We start from the raw sequence: 12,999 nt of genomic DNA, 5'->3' as shown, positions 1-12,999 counted from the left end.
CCAGGAAACCCTATCGCCACTCGGTTATGGCCGAGGCCCGCTGCATGCCCGGCGGCTTTCGCCGGACGTTGATCGGCTAGGTCCGGCGCCGCCGTACGTGCGGGCGATAGGGCGACACCGTGGGGTCGCCGTCGATCCAGAACCGCCAGGGGGTCTCGGCCGCGGCCGAAACCCCCGTACGGGGTCCGGTCCTGATCAGCGACGGGTCGACCGGCACGCCTTCGTACACCCGGATCCGTCCGCCCGGCGAGCAGCAGTCGAGGCCGTTGTGCTCCCGTACCAGGCCGAGCGCCACCCCGAGCCGTGCCGGTCCCCTCGCCAGATCGCGGTCGGGGATGGTCCGCCCGGGACGGCCGGAGGATGATCCGTTCGCACCGGCGAGGCGACGGGAGCGGGCCGCGCCGACGCCCGCGATCACCTCGCCGGCCCGCATCAGCACGGCGGAGCCGGAACCCTCGGGCAGGCAGACGAGGTTCGCGCAGAAGTGCATGCCGTACGTGAAGTACACATACACATGGCCGGGTTCGCCGAACATGACCGAGTTGCGTGGCGTGCGCCCCCGATAGGTGTGCGCCGCCGGGTCCTGCCCGGGGCCGCCGTACGCCTCGACCTCGGTCAGCCGTACGGCCACGGGCCCGTGGGCGATCACACGGCCCAGCAGGTCGGGCGCGACCTCGTGGGAGGGACGGTCGAAGAAGTCCCGGTCGAGCGGACGGCCGGCGAGGCCACCGCTGTCACATCGCTCCTCCGGCTCGTCCGCACCCGGCCGGTGCGTGTCCAGTCCCGCCGTGTCCGCTCCTCGCCCGTCCAACTCTCCCTCTTCTCAGTTCTCGTTCGCCCAGGCCGCCTGATCGTCGACCGTCTCGCGCAGCGTGGCGATCTGGTCCCGGACGCGATCGGGTGCGGTACCGCCCCTGGCGGCACGCGCGGCGAGGGCGCCCGGCACGTTCAGCACGTCCCGGACACTACCGTCCGGCCCCGGCGCGAAGTGCGGGGAGACCTTCGCCAGCTCCTCGTCGGTCAGCTCGCCGAGGTCCTTGTCGTTGACCTGGCACCACACCACGAGATGACCCACCGCCTCGTGCGCGTCCCGGAAGGGAACGCCCCGGCGCACCAGCAGCTCGGCGAGGTCGGTGGCGAGCGCGAACCCGTCGGGGGCGCTCGCCTCCAGCTTGGCCTTGTTCACCCGCATCGTCGACACCATCCCCGCCACCGCCGGCAGCACGAGCAGCAGCGTGTCGACGGCGTCGAAAACCGGCTCCTTGTCCTCCTGGAGGTCCCGGTTGTAGGTCAGCGGCAGGCCCTTCAGCGTGGTCAGCAGGGACATCAGCGCTCCGATCAGCCGGCCGCTCTTGCCCCTGGCCAGCTCGGCCACGTCGGGGTTCTTCTTCTGCGGCATGATCGACGAGCCGGTGGAGTAGGCGTCGTCCACCTCGATCCAGCGGAACTCCTGCGAGGCCCACAGGACCAGCTCCTCGCCGAGCCGGGAGATGTGCACCCCGATCATGGCGGCGCAGAACAGGAACTCTGCGGCGAAGTCGCGATCGGCGACCGCGTCCATCGAGTTGGGCGCGGCGGAGTCGAAGCCGAGCTCGGCCGCCACCGCGGCGGGGTCGAGCGGCAGCGAGGACCCCGCGAGTGCGCCGGAGCCGAGCGGCGAAACGGCGGCCCGCCGGTCCCAGTCGCGGAGGCGGCCCACGTCCCTGGTCAGCGCGTGGGCGTGGGCGAGCAGCTGGTGACCGAACGACACCGGCTGCGCGTGCTGCAGGTGGGTCATGCCCGGTGCGGCGGTCTCGGCGTTCTCCTCGGCCTGGCCGATCAGCGCGGTCTCCAGCTCGACCAGCCGGGAGACGATCGTACGGACGTGGTCGCGCAGGTAGAGCCGCAGGTCGGTGGCGATCTGGTCGTTGCGGCTGCGCCCCGCGCGTAGTTTGCCGCCGAGTGTGCCGAGCCGTTCGAGCAGGCCGCGTTCCAGCGCGGTGTGCACGTCCTCGTCGGCGACCGTGGGGCGGAACTCCCCGGTCCGGCACGCCCGTTCCAGGTCGTCGAGCGCGCCGAGCATGCGGTCGAGCTCATCCTGCGTGAGGAGCCCGGCGCGGTGCAGCACCCGGGCGTGCGCGCGCGAGGCGAGCAGGTCGTACGGCGCGAGCCGCCAGTCGAACTGCACGCTCACCGACAGGCGCGTGAGCGCGTCCGAGGGACCCCCCTCGAATCTGCCGCCCCACAGCCGCATCGGCTTGTTGTCCGCCACCGTCTTCTCCCTCCGATATCGATAGAAAAGCCCCGGATCCGCTCGCCCCTCATGTCCCTTTCCCGAGGAACTCATCCGCGACATTAGCGAGGTGCGCCCCAGCCCCGCGCGTACGCCCCAGCTCCGCATTTGGAACCGGGGCGTACCGACGATCCGCGAGTGATCCGGCTAGCGCGCGTCCCTCGCGGCGGCGATCTTACTGGGCAGCGACCAGAGCTCGACGAATCCCTTGGCCAGCGACTGGTCGAAGGCGTCGCCGGTGTCGTAGGTGGCGAGCGAGAAGTCGTACAGCGAGTCGTCGGACCTGCGGCCGGTGACCACCGCGCGGCCGCCGTGCAGCACGAGCCGGATCTCGCCGGACACGTGGCGCTGGGCATCGGCGATGAAGGCGTCCAGGGCCCGCTTGAGCGGCGAGAACCACAGGCCGTCGTAGACGAGCTCGCCCCACCGCTGGTCGACCGACCGCTTGAACCGGGCGAGGTCGCGCTCGACCGTGACGTTCTCCAGCTCCATGTGGGCCGTGATCAGCGCGATCGCCGCCGGCGCCTCGTACACCTCGCGCGACTTGATGCCGACGAGCCGGTCCTCGACCATGTCGAGCCGCCCGACGCCCTGCGCCCCGGCCCGCCGGTTGAGCTCGGCGATGATCTCGTACGGCGACAGCGCCCGCCCGTCGAGCGCCACCGGGACGCCCCGCGCGAAGGCGATCACGACCTCGTCGGGCTCGCGCGGCACGGCGGGGTCGGAGGTGTAGTCGTAGACGTCCTCGACCGGGCCGTTCCAGATGTCCTCGAGGAAGCCGGTCTCGACGGCGCGGCCCCAGAGATTCTGGTCGATCGAGTACGGAGATCTCTTGGTGACGTCGATCGGCAGGCCCTTCTCCTCGGCGAAGGCGATGGCCTTGTCGCGGGTCCAGGCGTAGTCGCGGGCCGGGGCGATGACCTTCAGATCGGGGTTGAGCGCGGCCAGGCCGGCCTCGAACCGCACCTGGTCGTTGCCCTTGCCGGTGCAGCCGTGCGAGACGTGCGTGCCGCCGAACTCCCCGGCGGCCGCGGCGAGATGCTTGACGATCAGCGGCCGCGACAGTGCGCTGACCAGCGGATAGCGGTCCATGTAGAGCGCGTTCGCCTGCAGGGCTGGCACGCAGTAGTCCCGCGCGAACTCCTCACGGGCGTCCACCACGACCGACTCGACCGCGCCGCAGTCGAGTGCCCGCTGCCGGATCACGTCCATGTTCTCGCCGCCCTGGCCCACGTCGACGGCGACGGCCACGACCTCCGCGCCGGTCTTCTCGGCCAGGAACGGGATGGCCACGCTCGTGTCGAGGCCACCGGAGTAGGCGAGTACGACCCTGTCGCTCATGAGTTTCTCTTTTCCCAGTGCAATTGCAAGATCACGAACTGTGTTCGCGCAGGTGACGCGGGTTTCCGCGAAAAAGTGCAAGATCACGGACAGCCGATCCGCAGGTCGGCGGGGCCCGCTGCGAGTATTTACAAGATCACGGCGGGGGGTGGCGGGGGGTGGCCGGGTCGGCCAGGTTGAGCAGCGACCTGGCCAGGGCCCCACCCCCGAGGGGATCCCGGCTGATCACCAGGATCGTGTCGTCGCCGGCCACCGTGCCGAGGATAGACCCCCATCCGGCGTGGTCGATGGCGGAGGCGAGGAACTGCGCCGCCCCCGGAGGCGTACGGAGGATCACCAGGTTGGCCGACGCCTCGGCCGACACCAGCAGTTCCTCCGCGATCCTGCGCAGCCGGGCGTCCGGATTCTCCGCCGACCCACTGAGCTCACCGGTCCGGTAGCGCGGGATCCGCCCGCCGCCCTCGCCGGGCAGTGCGTAGACCAGCGTGCCGTCGTCCGCCCGCAGCTTCAGCGCGCCGAGCTCGTCGAGATCCCGGGAGAGCGTGGCCTGCGTGACCTCCACGCCCCCCTCGGCGAGCAGCCGGGCCAGCTCCGGCTGGGAACGGACCTTGTGCCTGGTCAGCAGCTCGACGATGCGCGCGTGCCGCGCCGCCTTGGTGAGCGGGATGGTCATGTTGCCTCCACACCGCCCGTGGCGAGCCAGTGGAGCAGGGCCTTCTGCGCGTGCAGCCGGTTCTCCGCCTCGTCCCAGACCACGCTGCGCGGGCCGTCGATCACTTCGGCGGTGATCTCCATTTCCCGGTAGGCGGGCAGGCAGTGCAGCACGATCACGTCCTGCGCGGCCAGTTCGAGCAGCTTCGCGTTCACCTGGTAGGCGCCGAAAGCGGCGATCCGCTCCTCCTTGCCGTCCTGGCCCATCGACACCCAGGTGTCGGTCGCGACGACGTGGGCGTCGGCGACCGCCGCCTCCGGGTCGCTGATCACGCTGACCGAGCCGCCCGTCTCCGCCGCGATCCGCGCGGCACGCTGCACCACGACGGCGTCCGGGAGGTATCCGGCCGGAGCCCCGATCCGCACGTGCATGCCGGCGGTGGCCCCGCCCAGCAGGTAGGAGTGGGCCATGTTGTTCGCCCCGTCCCCCAGATAGGCCAGGGACACCCCGCGCAGGGCGCCCCGGTGCTCGCGGATCGTGAGCAGGTCGGCCAGCACCTGGCAGGGGTGGAACTCGTCGGTCAGCGCGTTCACCACCGGGACCGAGGACGCCGACGCCATCGCCTCGATGCGCTCCTGTCCCCCGGTCCGCCAGACGATCGCCGCCACCTGGCGCGACAGCACACGGGCGGTGTCCTCGATCGGCTCTCCCCGCCCCATCTGCGAGGAGCCGACCTCCATCACCAGCGGCCGGCCGCCGAGCTCGGCGATGCCGACGCCGAACGAGAGCCGGGTGCGCGTGGAGGCCTTGTCGAACAGCACGGCCACCGTCCGCGGGCCCTCGAACGGCCGGTAGCGGCTGCGCCCGCCCCGCGTGGCGACGCGCTCCTTCTTCATCTCCTCGGCGAGATCGAGCACCCGTGCCTGCTCCGCCGGCGACAGGTCGTCATCCCGCAGGAAGTGTCTAATTTGCGCCGGGTCCGCGCCCTGCTCCGTCCGCGCCGGGTCCGCGCCCTGCCCCGTCCGCGCCGGGTCCGCGCCCTGTCCGATCGGCACCTCAGGCATCTGCGGCCTCCAGGATTGCGGGGAAGGAGTCGAGGAAGCTCGACACCTCGGCGTCGGTGACGACCAGCGGAGGCGCGAGCCGTACGGCATCGGGCTGCACCGCGTTGACCAGGAAACCGGCCTCCTGCGCCGCCGCCTGCACCCGGGCGGCCCGGCCGGAGGTCAGCACGGCGGCAAGCCAGAGCCCGCGGCCCCTGACCCCCTTCAGCAGCGGGTGCGAGATGGCCGAGATCCCGTCGGCGAGCCGCCGTCCCATGGCCTCGGCGTGCTCCAGCAGCCCGTCGCGCTCGATCGTGTCGAGCACGGCGAGCGCGGCGGCGCACGACACCGGGTTGCCGCCGAAGGTCGACCCGTGATCGCCCGGCCCGAAGACCGTGGCAGCCTCGCCGAAGCCGATGCAGGCGCCGATCGGCATGCCGCCGCCGAGGCCCTTGGCCAGTGTCAGCACGTCGGGCAGCACGCCCTCCGCCTGGTGGGCGAACCATCTGCCGGTCCGCCCGATGGCCGACTGGATCTCATCGGCGACGAGCAGCGCGCCGGCCGCCGAGCAGATCTCCCGGGCCGCCGCGAGATATCCGTCCGGCGGCGGCACGACCCCGGCCTCGCCCTGGGTCGGCTCCAGGAACACCGCGGCGCAGTCGCCGGTCACCGCGTTCTTCAGCGCGTCCGCGTCGCCGTACGGCACGAAGCGCACGTCGATCGAGAACGGCCCGAACGGGTCGCGGATCGAGGCCTTGCCGGTGAGCGCGAGCGCACCGAGGGTCCGGCCGTGGAAGCCCATCTCGGCGGCGACGAAATGGCTTTTGCCGCGCGCCTTGCCGTACTTGATGGCGAGCTTCAGCGCCGCCTCGTTGGCCTCGGTGCCGGAGTTCGCGAGGAACACCCTGGCCGGCCCGCCCAGCAGGCCGATCAGCCGCTCGGCGAGCAGCACCTCGGGCTCGTGCAGGAACAGGTTCGAGGTGTGGGCGACGGTGGCGACCTGGCGCGAGACCGCCTCGACCAGGGCCGGATGGCCGTGGCCGAGCGAGGTGACCGCGATGCCGCCGATGAAGTCGAGGTAGCGGCGGCCGTCGACGTCCCACACGGCGCTTCCCTCACCCCGGGCGATCGCCACGGGCGGCACGCCGTAGTTGCGCATGAACGCCGCTTCGAAGCGCTCGCTCAGCACCTCCGTACGCGTACTCACCTGACCCCCTCCTCGCTCTCGTCGTCGGGCACCACCATCGTGCCGATGCCCTGGTCCGTGAAGATCTCCAAAAGCAGCGCATGGGCCACCCGCCCGTCGAGGACGTGTGCCTGCGGCACTCCGCCGCGTACGGCGGTCAGGCAGGCCTCCATCTTCGGCACCATGCCGCTGGACAGCGACGGCAGCAGCTCGGCCAGCTCCGTCGCACCGATCCTGCTGATCACTTCGTCACTGCTGGGCCAGTCGGCGTACAGGCCGTCGACGTCGGTCAGCATGATCAGCTTGGCCGCGCCGAGCGCGACCGCCAGCGCGGCCGCGGCGGTGTCGGCGTTGACGTTGTAGACGTCGGCGCCGTACTCATCGCCCTCCCCGTCTTCCGCCGGGCCCTGGTCGGCCCGGGCGATCGACGAGACGACCGGGATCCGGCCGTCGTCGAGCAGGGCCCGTACGGCTCCGGCGTCCACCCGGACGATCTCGCCGACCTGGCCGATATCGACCTTGACGCCGTCGACGACGGCATGCTTGCGCTCGGCGGTGAACAGGTGGGCGTCCTCGCCGGACATGCCGACGGCGAACGGCCCGTGCCGGTTGATCAGACCGACCACGTCCCGGTTGACCTGGCCGGCCAGGACCATCCGGACGACCCGCATGGCCTCCGGCGTGGTGACCCGCAGGCCGGACACGAAGTGGCTGTCGATCCCGAGCAGGTCGAGGTGGGCCTGGATCTGCGGGCCGCCGCCGTGGACGATCACCGGCCTGAGCCCGGCGTACCTGAGGAAGACCACGTCGGCGGCGAACTTCGCGCGCAGGTGCTCCTCGGTCATGGCGTTGCCGCCGTACTTGATGACGACGGTCTCGCCGTGGAAGCGCGCCAGCCAGGGCAGCGCCTCGACCAGCGTGTACGCCTTGTCGAGCGCGCCGGCGAGCCGTGCGCCGGCGCCGTCGAGTGCGGCCGTCATGACGAGTACGCCGAGTTCTCGTGGACGTACGCCGCGGTGAGATCCGTCGTGTGGACGGTCGCGGAGTGCGATCCGGCGGACAGGTCGACGGTGATGGTCACGTCGCGGGGCCGCAGGTCCACCTTCGAACGGTCGTCTCCGGCCGCGCCGCCACGGCAGATCCAGATGCCGTTGATCGCGACGTTGAGCCGCTCGGGCGCGAAGACCGCCTCGGTGGTGCCGACCGCGCTGAGCACCCGGCCCCAGTTGGGGTCCTCCCCGTGGATCGCGCACTTGAGCAGGTTGGAGCGGGCCACCGCCCGGCCCACGGTCACGGCGTCGTCCTCCGAGGCCGCCCCGACCACCTCTATCGCGATGGCCTTGGTCGCGCCTTCGGCGTCGACCAGCAGCTGGTGGGCGAGGTCGGCGCAGACCGCGGTGACGACCTTGCCGAACTCGGCGAGGTCCGGCCGCACCCCGGACGCACCGCTGGCCAGCAGCAGCACGGTGTCGTTCGTCGACATGCAGCCATCGGTGTCGAGCCGGTCGAACGTCACGGCGGTGGCGTCGCGCAGCACCGCGTCCAGGTCCCCGGCGCCGACGTCGGCGTCGGTGGTGATCACGCAGAGCATGGTCGCGAGGGCGGGGGCGAGCATGCCGGCGCCCTTGGCCATGCCGCCGACCATGTAACCGCCCTCGCCCCGGCGGAAGGAGATCTTGCTGACCGTGTCGGTCGTCCTGATCGCGTCGGCGGCCGCCAGCGCGCCGTCCCGCGAGAGCTGGGCCGCGGCCGTGTCGATCCCGGCCAGCAGCGCGTCGATCGGCAGCCGCTCGCCGATCAGGCCCGTGGAGCAGACCGCGATCTCGGCGGCGCTGTCGCCCAGAACCCCGGCGGCCTTCTCCGCCGTGGCATGGGTGTCCTGGAAGCCGAGCGGCCCGGTGCAGGCGTTGGCACCGCCCGAGTTGAGGACCACCGCACGCACCCGCCCGCCGCTCAGGACCTGCTCCGACCACACCACGGGCGCCGCCTTGACCCGGTTGCGGGTGAAGACGCCGGCCGCGGCGCGCGACGGGCCGTCGTTGACGACGATGGCGAGGTCGCGGGCACCGCCGCTCTTGATCCCGGCGGCCACGCCGGCCGCGCGGAACCCCTGCGGTGCTGTCACGCTCATGGCTGCTCCTCGGTTGGCCGTGTTCCTGGTGTGCCAGGCGTGCTCGGTGTGATCAAGGGGCGACTCCGTTCAGGGGAAGGCCGAGTTCTTCCGGAAGGCCGAGGGCGAGGTTGGCGCTCTGGATCGCGCCGCCCGCCGTGCCCTTGGTGAGGTTGTCGATCGCGGCGACGGCGACGACGCGGCCGGCCCGCTCGTCGAGGGTGACCTGCAGCGCGGCCGTGTTGGCGCCGATCGTCATCGCGGTGGCGGGCCAGACGCCCTCCGGCAGCAGGCGCAGGAACGGCTCGTCCTTCACCGCCGTCTCGTACGCCTCCCGGAGCGTGGCCGCGGTGAGGCCCGGCGCGGCCGGCGCCGTGCAGGTGGCGAGAATGCCGCGGCTCATCGGCGCGAGCGTCGGGGTGAAGGAGACCCGGACCGGCCGCCCGGCCACCGCCGACAGGTTCTGCTCCATCTCCGGTGTGTGCCGGTGCACGCCGCCCACGCCGTACGCGCTGACCGAGCCCATGACCTCGCTGCCCAGCAGATTCGGCTTGAGGGACCGGCCCGCGCCGGAGGTGCCGCTGGCCGCGACCGCGACGACGTCGGGCTCCACCAGGCCGGCCGCGAACGCAGGGAACAGCGCGAGCGTCACCGAGGTCGGGTAGCAGCCGGGCGCGGCGATCCTGCGTGCGCCGCGCAGCGGCTCGCGCTGGCCGGGCAGCTCAGGCAGGCCGTACGGCCAGGTGCCGGCGTGCTCGCCGCCGTAGAAGTGCACCCAGTCCGCGGCGTCGGTGAGGCGGAAGTCGGCGCCGCAGTCGACGATCAGCGTGTCCTCGCCGAGCCGGGCGGCCAGCGCCGCCGACTGACCGTGCGGGAGCGCGAGGAAGACGACGTCGTGGCCGCTCAGCGTCTCCGGCGTGGTCTCCTCGATGATCCGGTCGGCCAGCTCGGGCAGATGGGGTTGATGCGTGCCGAGACGGGTCCCCGCGCTCGATCCGGCGGTGAGCGTGCCGATGTCGATCGTGGGGTGGCCGAGCAGCAGCCGGAGCAGCTCGCCTCCCGCGTACCCGCTCGCACCGGCGATCGCCGCTCTCATGCCGTCCTCCTGTCCATCGACCTGCCTGCATGATTATGCAGCATGACTCATGAAATTGCTTCCTTAGAAAGTATGCAACCGAAGGCATGATCATGCAAGCACCATCTCGCGCAGTGGACAACTGGTCCACGTACCAACTGGTCGGTATCGTGAAGTCTCGGCAAGTGACGACCCGGGAGCGTGCACCCACATGGCGATCACCAGGGAACAGGTCCAGGCCAGACTCACGGCCCCCGGCCAGCTCTTCGAGATGGAAGAGGACGAGGCGGACGGCCACAAGATCCGTATCTGGAAGCACGCCCCATCGGCCTTCCGGGCGCTGCTGGAGATCACCCGCTTCCACGGCGACAGGGTGTTCGTCGTCTACTCCGGCGAGCGGTACACGTACGAGCGGCACTTCCAGCTGGCGGCGACACTGGCCCACCGGCTGGTCGACGACTACGGCGTGCGCAAAGGGGACCGGGTGGCCATCGCCATGCGGAACCACCCGGAGTGGATCATCTCCTTCTCCGCCGTCCTGGCCGTCGGGGCCGTGGCCGTGCCGCTGAACGCCTGGTGGACGGAGCAGGAGCTGGCGTACGGCCTGACCGACTCCGGGGCCAAGCTCGTGATCGCGGACGGCGAGCGCGCGGAACGGCTCTCCGGCGCCGGCCTGCCGATGATCGTCGCGAGGGGCGACGGCGCGAGCCCCTCTGGTCGCGCCGACTGGGCCGACGTGCTCGGCGAGGTGCGTGCCGATGTGACGCTGCCGCCGGTCGAGGTCGCCCCGGACGACCCCGCCACGATCTTCTACACCTCCGGCACCACCGGCAGGCCCAAGGGCGCGCTCGGCAGCAACCGCAACCTGGGCCAGGCCCCGATGACCGTGGCATACGCGAGGTTGCACAGCGCGGCGCTCGCCGGGAAGGACCCGGCCGCCGTCGCGCGCGTGCGCCCCAACACCCTGCTCACGGTCCCGCTCTTCCACGCCACCGGGTGCTTCGCCGTACTCCTGACCACGATGTTCAACGGCGGCGGGCTGGTGCTGATGTACAGGTGGGACGCGGGAGCCGCGCTCGAACTGATCGAGCGCGAGAAGGTCACGGTGCTGAGCGGCGTGCCGACCAACGCCTGGCAGCTCCTGTCCCACCCCTCCCTCGGCGACCACGACATCTCCTCGCTCGGGGGCGTTTCGTACGGCGGCGCGCCGGCCCCGCCCAAGCTGCTCGAGCGGCTCACCGAGCTGCTCCCGGGCCGGACCCCGTCCAACGGGTACGGCATGACCGAGACGAGCGCGCTGGCCGTGTACAACAGCGGCGGGGACTACCTCGCCAGACCCGACAGCATCGGCCGTCCGCTGGCCGTGGTGGACGTCAAGGTCTGCGACCCCCTCGGGAACGAGCTGCCGCCGGGCCGGGTCGGCGAGCTGTGCGTCCGCGGCCCCATCGTGATCAAGGGGTACTGGAACCGGCCGGAGGCGACCGCCGAGACGTTCGTGGATGGCTGGCTGCACACCGGCGACCTCGCCAGGATCGACGAGGAGGGTTTCGTCTACATCGTCGACCGGGCCAAGGACATGGTGATCCGCGGCGGCGAGAACGTCTACTGCGCCGAGGTCGAGGCGGCCATGTTCGACCACCCCGCTGTCGACGACGCCGCCGTCATCGGCATCCCCGACGACGAGTTCGGCGAGCAGGTCGGGGCCGTCGTACGGCTCAGGCCGGACTCGGCGGCCACCGCCGGGGAGCTCCAGGAGTTCCTTCGCGGGCGCCTGGCGGCCTTCAAGGTGCCGGTCCGATTCTGGTTCCGGGAGGCCGAGTTGCCGCGCAACCCCGGCGGCAAGGTGCTGAAGACCCGGCTCAGGCGGGAGATCCTCGGCCTCTGATCCCCGTCTGTCGCAGGCCGGTCATGCGGACGCCATGACCGGCCTGCTCGCATGTCCGGGGCTGACTGCCGCGTTTTCCTGCTGAAAGTTTCCATTGGAGACCTTCGACGTTACAGCAGCACAAGGCCATATTGATCGGTCGGGTTCTTGAAATTTTTCAGTTGATCGTTGACATGTTTCAGAGACTCTCCACAGAATGAGCGGCAGGCAGAGCTCTCCCCCGACATGCGTGGCCGGCACCGCACCCATCCCGTCTTGATCAGTGTTCCAGTGGAGGAACAGACATGATCGACAGCGCCGTTTCCACCGGCAGCGGCCGCAGCCGCCGTGCACGTTTGAGAAAGGCACTCGTCATGAGCGCCATCGGCATCGTCGGCGCGGCCCTGGCCGTGGCCCTGCCGTCCACGGCCAGGGCCGCGGACTGCAGCGCCGGATACGTCGGCCTGACCTTCGACGACGGTCCCAACCCGAGCAACACCACCACGCTGCTCAACACGCTGAAGGCCAACGGCGTACGGGCGACCATGTTCAACATCGGGCAGAACGCCAGTAACTACCCGTCTCTGGTCAGGGCCCAGGTGGACGCCGGCATGTGGATCGGCAACCACAGCTGGACTCATCCGCACCTGACCCAGATGAGCAGCTGGCAGATCCAGTCGGAACTTCAGCAGACCCAGCAGGCGATCCAGCAGATCACCGGCAGCGCGCCCAGCCTGTTCCGCCCGCCGTACGGTGAGACCAACGCCACGCTCAAGTCGGTCGAGCAGCAACTCGGCCTCAGGGAGATCATCTGGGACGTCGACTCCCAGGACTGGAACGGCGCGAGCACGGCCCAGATCGTGCAGGCCGCGAGCCGGCTGCAGAACGGTCAGATCATCCTCATGCACGACCAGTACGCGACCACGGTCGCCGCGATCCCGCAGATCGTCGCGAACCTGAGGAGCCGCAACCTGTGCCCCGGCATGATCTCCCCGTCGACCGGCCGGGCCGTCGCGCCTGACGGCGGCACCAGCCCGCCGCCCACCTCTCCGACCCCGACCCCCACGCCGACCCCCACGCCGACGCCGACGCCCACTCCGACTCCGACGCCCGGACAGGGCGGGTGCACCGCGACGATCCAGACGGTGAACTCCTGGCCCGGTGGTTTCCAGTCCAACGTCACGGTGAAGGCGGGCAGCTCCGCGATCAGCCGCTGGACGGTGACCTGGACCTGGCCGAGCGGCCAGAGCATCACGCAGCTGTGGGGAGGCTTCCTGTCCGGCTCCGGCTCCTCCGTCACGGTACGCAACGAGACCTACAACGGCAGCGTGGGCGCAGGCGCCTCCACCACCTTCGGATTCACGGCCGGCGGCACCGCCGCCACGCCCACGCCGAGCTGCAGCACGGCGTGACGCCCACCACGATGACGACCTCCTGATCCCGGGAGGGCGTCTGG

11 protein-coding genes are annotated in these 12,999 nt (G+C 71.1%); 2 read left to right on the top strand and 9 right to left on the bottom strand.

The window, feature by feature from the left end:
* Positions 1–76: 76 nt before the first annotated feature.
* The 9 genes from ACQP1K_RS11825 to argC all read right to left on the bottom strand — a co-directional run bounded on the left by ACQP1K_RS11825 (position 77) and on the right by argC (position 9,700).
* Positions 77–781 (bottom strand): DNA-3-methyladenine glycosylase, encoded by a 705-nt coding sequence (locus tag ACQP1K_RS11825; protein WP_433501541.1) that lies wholly within the window; start codon positions 779–781, stop codon positions 77–79.
* A 42-nt stretch (positions 782–823) separates the two neighbouring features.
* A complete protein-coding gene (gene argH, locus ACQP1K_RS11820; RefSeq protein ID WP_433501540.1) occupies positions 824–2,233 on the bottom strand; it encodes an argininosuccinate lyase in 1,410 nt (469 codons plus the stop codon).
* Between the two features lie 186 nt (positions 2,234–2,419).
* The gene (locus ACQP1K_RS11815; RefSeq protein WP_433500923.1) at positions 2,420–3,613 is read right to left on the bottom strand and encodes an argininosuccinate synthase; all 1,194 of its coding nucleotides are present in this window, start codon (positions 3,611–3,613) and stop codon (positions 2,420–2,422) included.
* A gap of 136 nt (positions 3,614–3,749) precedes the next feature.
* Entirely contained in the window at positions 3,750–4,286 is a 537-nt protein-coding gene (locus ACQP1K_RS11810; RefSeq protein WP_433500922.1) for an arginine repressor, read from the bottom strand.
* Complete coding sequence (gene argF / locus ACQP1K_RS11805) at positions 4,283–5,329, bottom strand: ornithine carbamoyltransferase (RefSeq protein ID WP_433500921.1); 1,047 nt, start codon at positions 5,327–5,329, stop codon at positions 4,283–4,285. The genes ACQP1K_RS11810 and argF overlap by 4 nt, the downstream gene beginning before the upstream one ends.
* Positions 5,322–6,467 carry an acetylornithine transaminase gene (locus tag ACQP1K_RS11800; RefSeq protein WP_433501539.1) on the bottom strand — a complete coding sequence of 382 codons (1,146 nt, stop codon included), beginning with the start codon at positions 6,465–6,467 and terminating at the stop codon, positions 5,322–5,324. The genes argF and ACQP1K_RS11800 overlap by 8 nt, the downstream gene beginning before the upstream one ends.
* 44 nt (positions 6,468–6,511) lie before the next feature.
* Positions 6,512–7,474 carry an acetylglutamate kinase gene (gene argB / locus ACQP1K_RS11795; protein WP_433500920.1) on the bottom strand — a complete coding sequence of 321 codons (963 nt, stop codon included), beginning with the start codon at positions 7,472–7,474 and terminating at the stop codon, positions 6,512–6,514.
* The gene (argJ, locus tag ACQP1K_RS11790; RefSeq protein ID WP_433500919.1) at positions 7,471–8,625 is read right to left on the bottom strand and encodes a bifunctional glutamate N-acetyltransferase/amino-acid acetyltransferase ArgJ; all 1,155 of its coding nucleotides are present in this window, start codon (positions 8,623–8,625) and stop codon (positions 7,471–7,473) included. Before argJ ends, argB begins: the two co-directional genes overlap by 4 nt.
* A 52-nt stretch (positions 8,626–8,677) precedes the next feature.
* Positions 8,678–9,700 (bottom strand): N-acetyl-gamma-glutamyl-phosphate reductase, encoded by a 1,023-nt coding sequence (gene argC / locus ACQP1K_RS11785; protein WP_433500918.1) that lies wholly within the window; start codon positions 9,698–9,700, stop codon positions 8,678–8,680.
* A 190-nt stretch (positions 9,701–9,890) separates the two neighbouring features.
* Here argC and ACQP1K_RS11780 point away from each other — a divergent pair, with 190 nt between their 5' ends.
* Both ACQP1K_RS11780 and ACQP1K_RS11775 read left to right on the top strand, forming a co-directional pair.
* A complete protein-coding gene (locus ACQP1K_RS11780) occupies positions 9,891–11,564 on the top strand; it encodes a class I adenylate-forming enzyme family protein (protein ID WP_433500917.1) in 1,674 nt (557 codons plus the stop codon).
* 353 nt (positions 11,565–11,917) lie between these two features.
* Complete coding sequence (locus ACQP1K_RS11775) at positions 11,918–12,955, top strand: polysaccharide deacetylase family protein (protein ID WP_433500916.1); 1,038 nt, start codon at positions 11,918–11,920, stop codon at positions 12,953–12,955.
* The last annotated feature ends 44 nt before the right edge of the window (positions 12,956–12,999 follow it).

It is taken from the genome of Sphaerimonospora sp. CA-214678 (genome assembly GCF_050942215.1).
Classification (GTDB): Bacteria; Actinomycetota; Actinomycetes; order Streptosporangiales; family Streptosporangiaceae; genus Sphaerimonospora.
The sequence above is the reverse complement of the archived record's forward strand: the minus strand, read 5'-3'. Positions and strand labels throughout refer to the sequence as shown.

Coding starts and splice junctions, on each gene's coding strand:
- argH (WP_433501540.1), bottom strand. CDS start 2,233: ATGCGGCTGTGGGGCGGCAGATTCGAGGGGGGTCCCTCGGACGCGCTC.
- ACQP1K_RS11815 (WP_433500923.1), bottom strand. CDS start 3,613: ATGAGCGACAGGGTCGTACTCGCCTACTCCGGTGGCCTCGACACGAGC.
- ACQP1K_RS11810 (WP_433500922.1), bottom strand. CDS start 4,286: ATGACCATCCCGCTCACCAAGGCGGCGCGGCACGCGCGCATCGTCGAG.
- argF (WP_433500921.1), bottom strand. CDS start 5,329: ATGCCTGAGGTGCCGATCGGACAGGGCGCGGACCCGGCGCGGACGGGG.
- ACQP1K_RS11800 (WP_433501539.1), bottom strand. CDS start 6,467: ATGCGCAACTACGGCGTGCCGCCCGTGGCGATCGCCCGGGGTGAGGGA.
- argB (WP_433500920.1), bottom strand. CDS start 7,474: ATGACGGCCGCACTCGACGGCGCCGGCGCACGGCTCGCCGGCGCGCTC.
- argJ (WP_433500919.1), bottom strand. CDS start 8,625: ATGAGCGTGACAGCACCGCAGGGGTTCCGCGCGGCCGGCGTGGCCGCC.
- argC (WP_433500918.1), bottom strand. CDS start 9,700: ATGAGAGCGGCGATCGCCGGTGCGAGCGGGTACGCGGGAGGCGAGCTG.
- ACQP1K_RS11780 (WP_433500917.1), top strand. CDS start 9,891: ATGGCGATCACCAGGGAACAGGTCCAGGCCAGACTCACGGCCCCCGGC.
- ACQP1K_RS11775 (WP_433500916.1), top strand. CDS start 11,918: ATGAGCGCCATCGGCATCGTCGGCGCGGCCCTGGCCGTGGCCCTGCCG.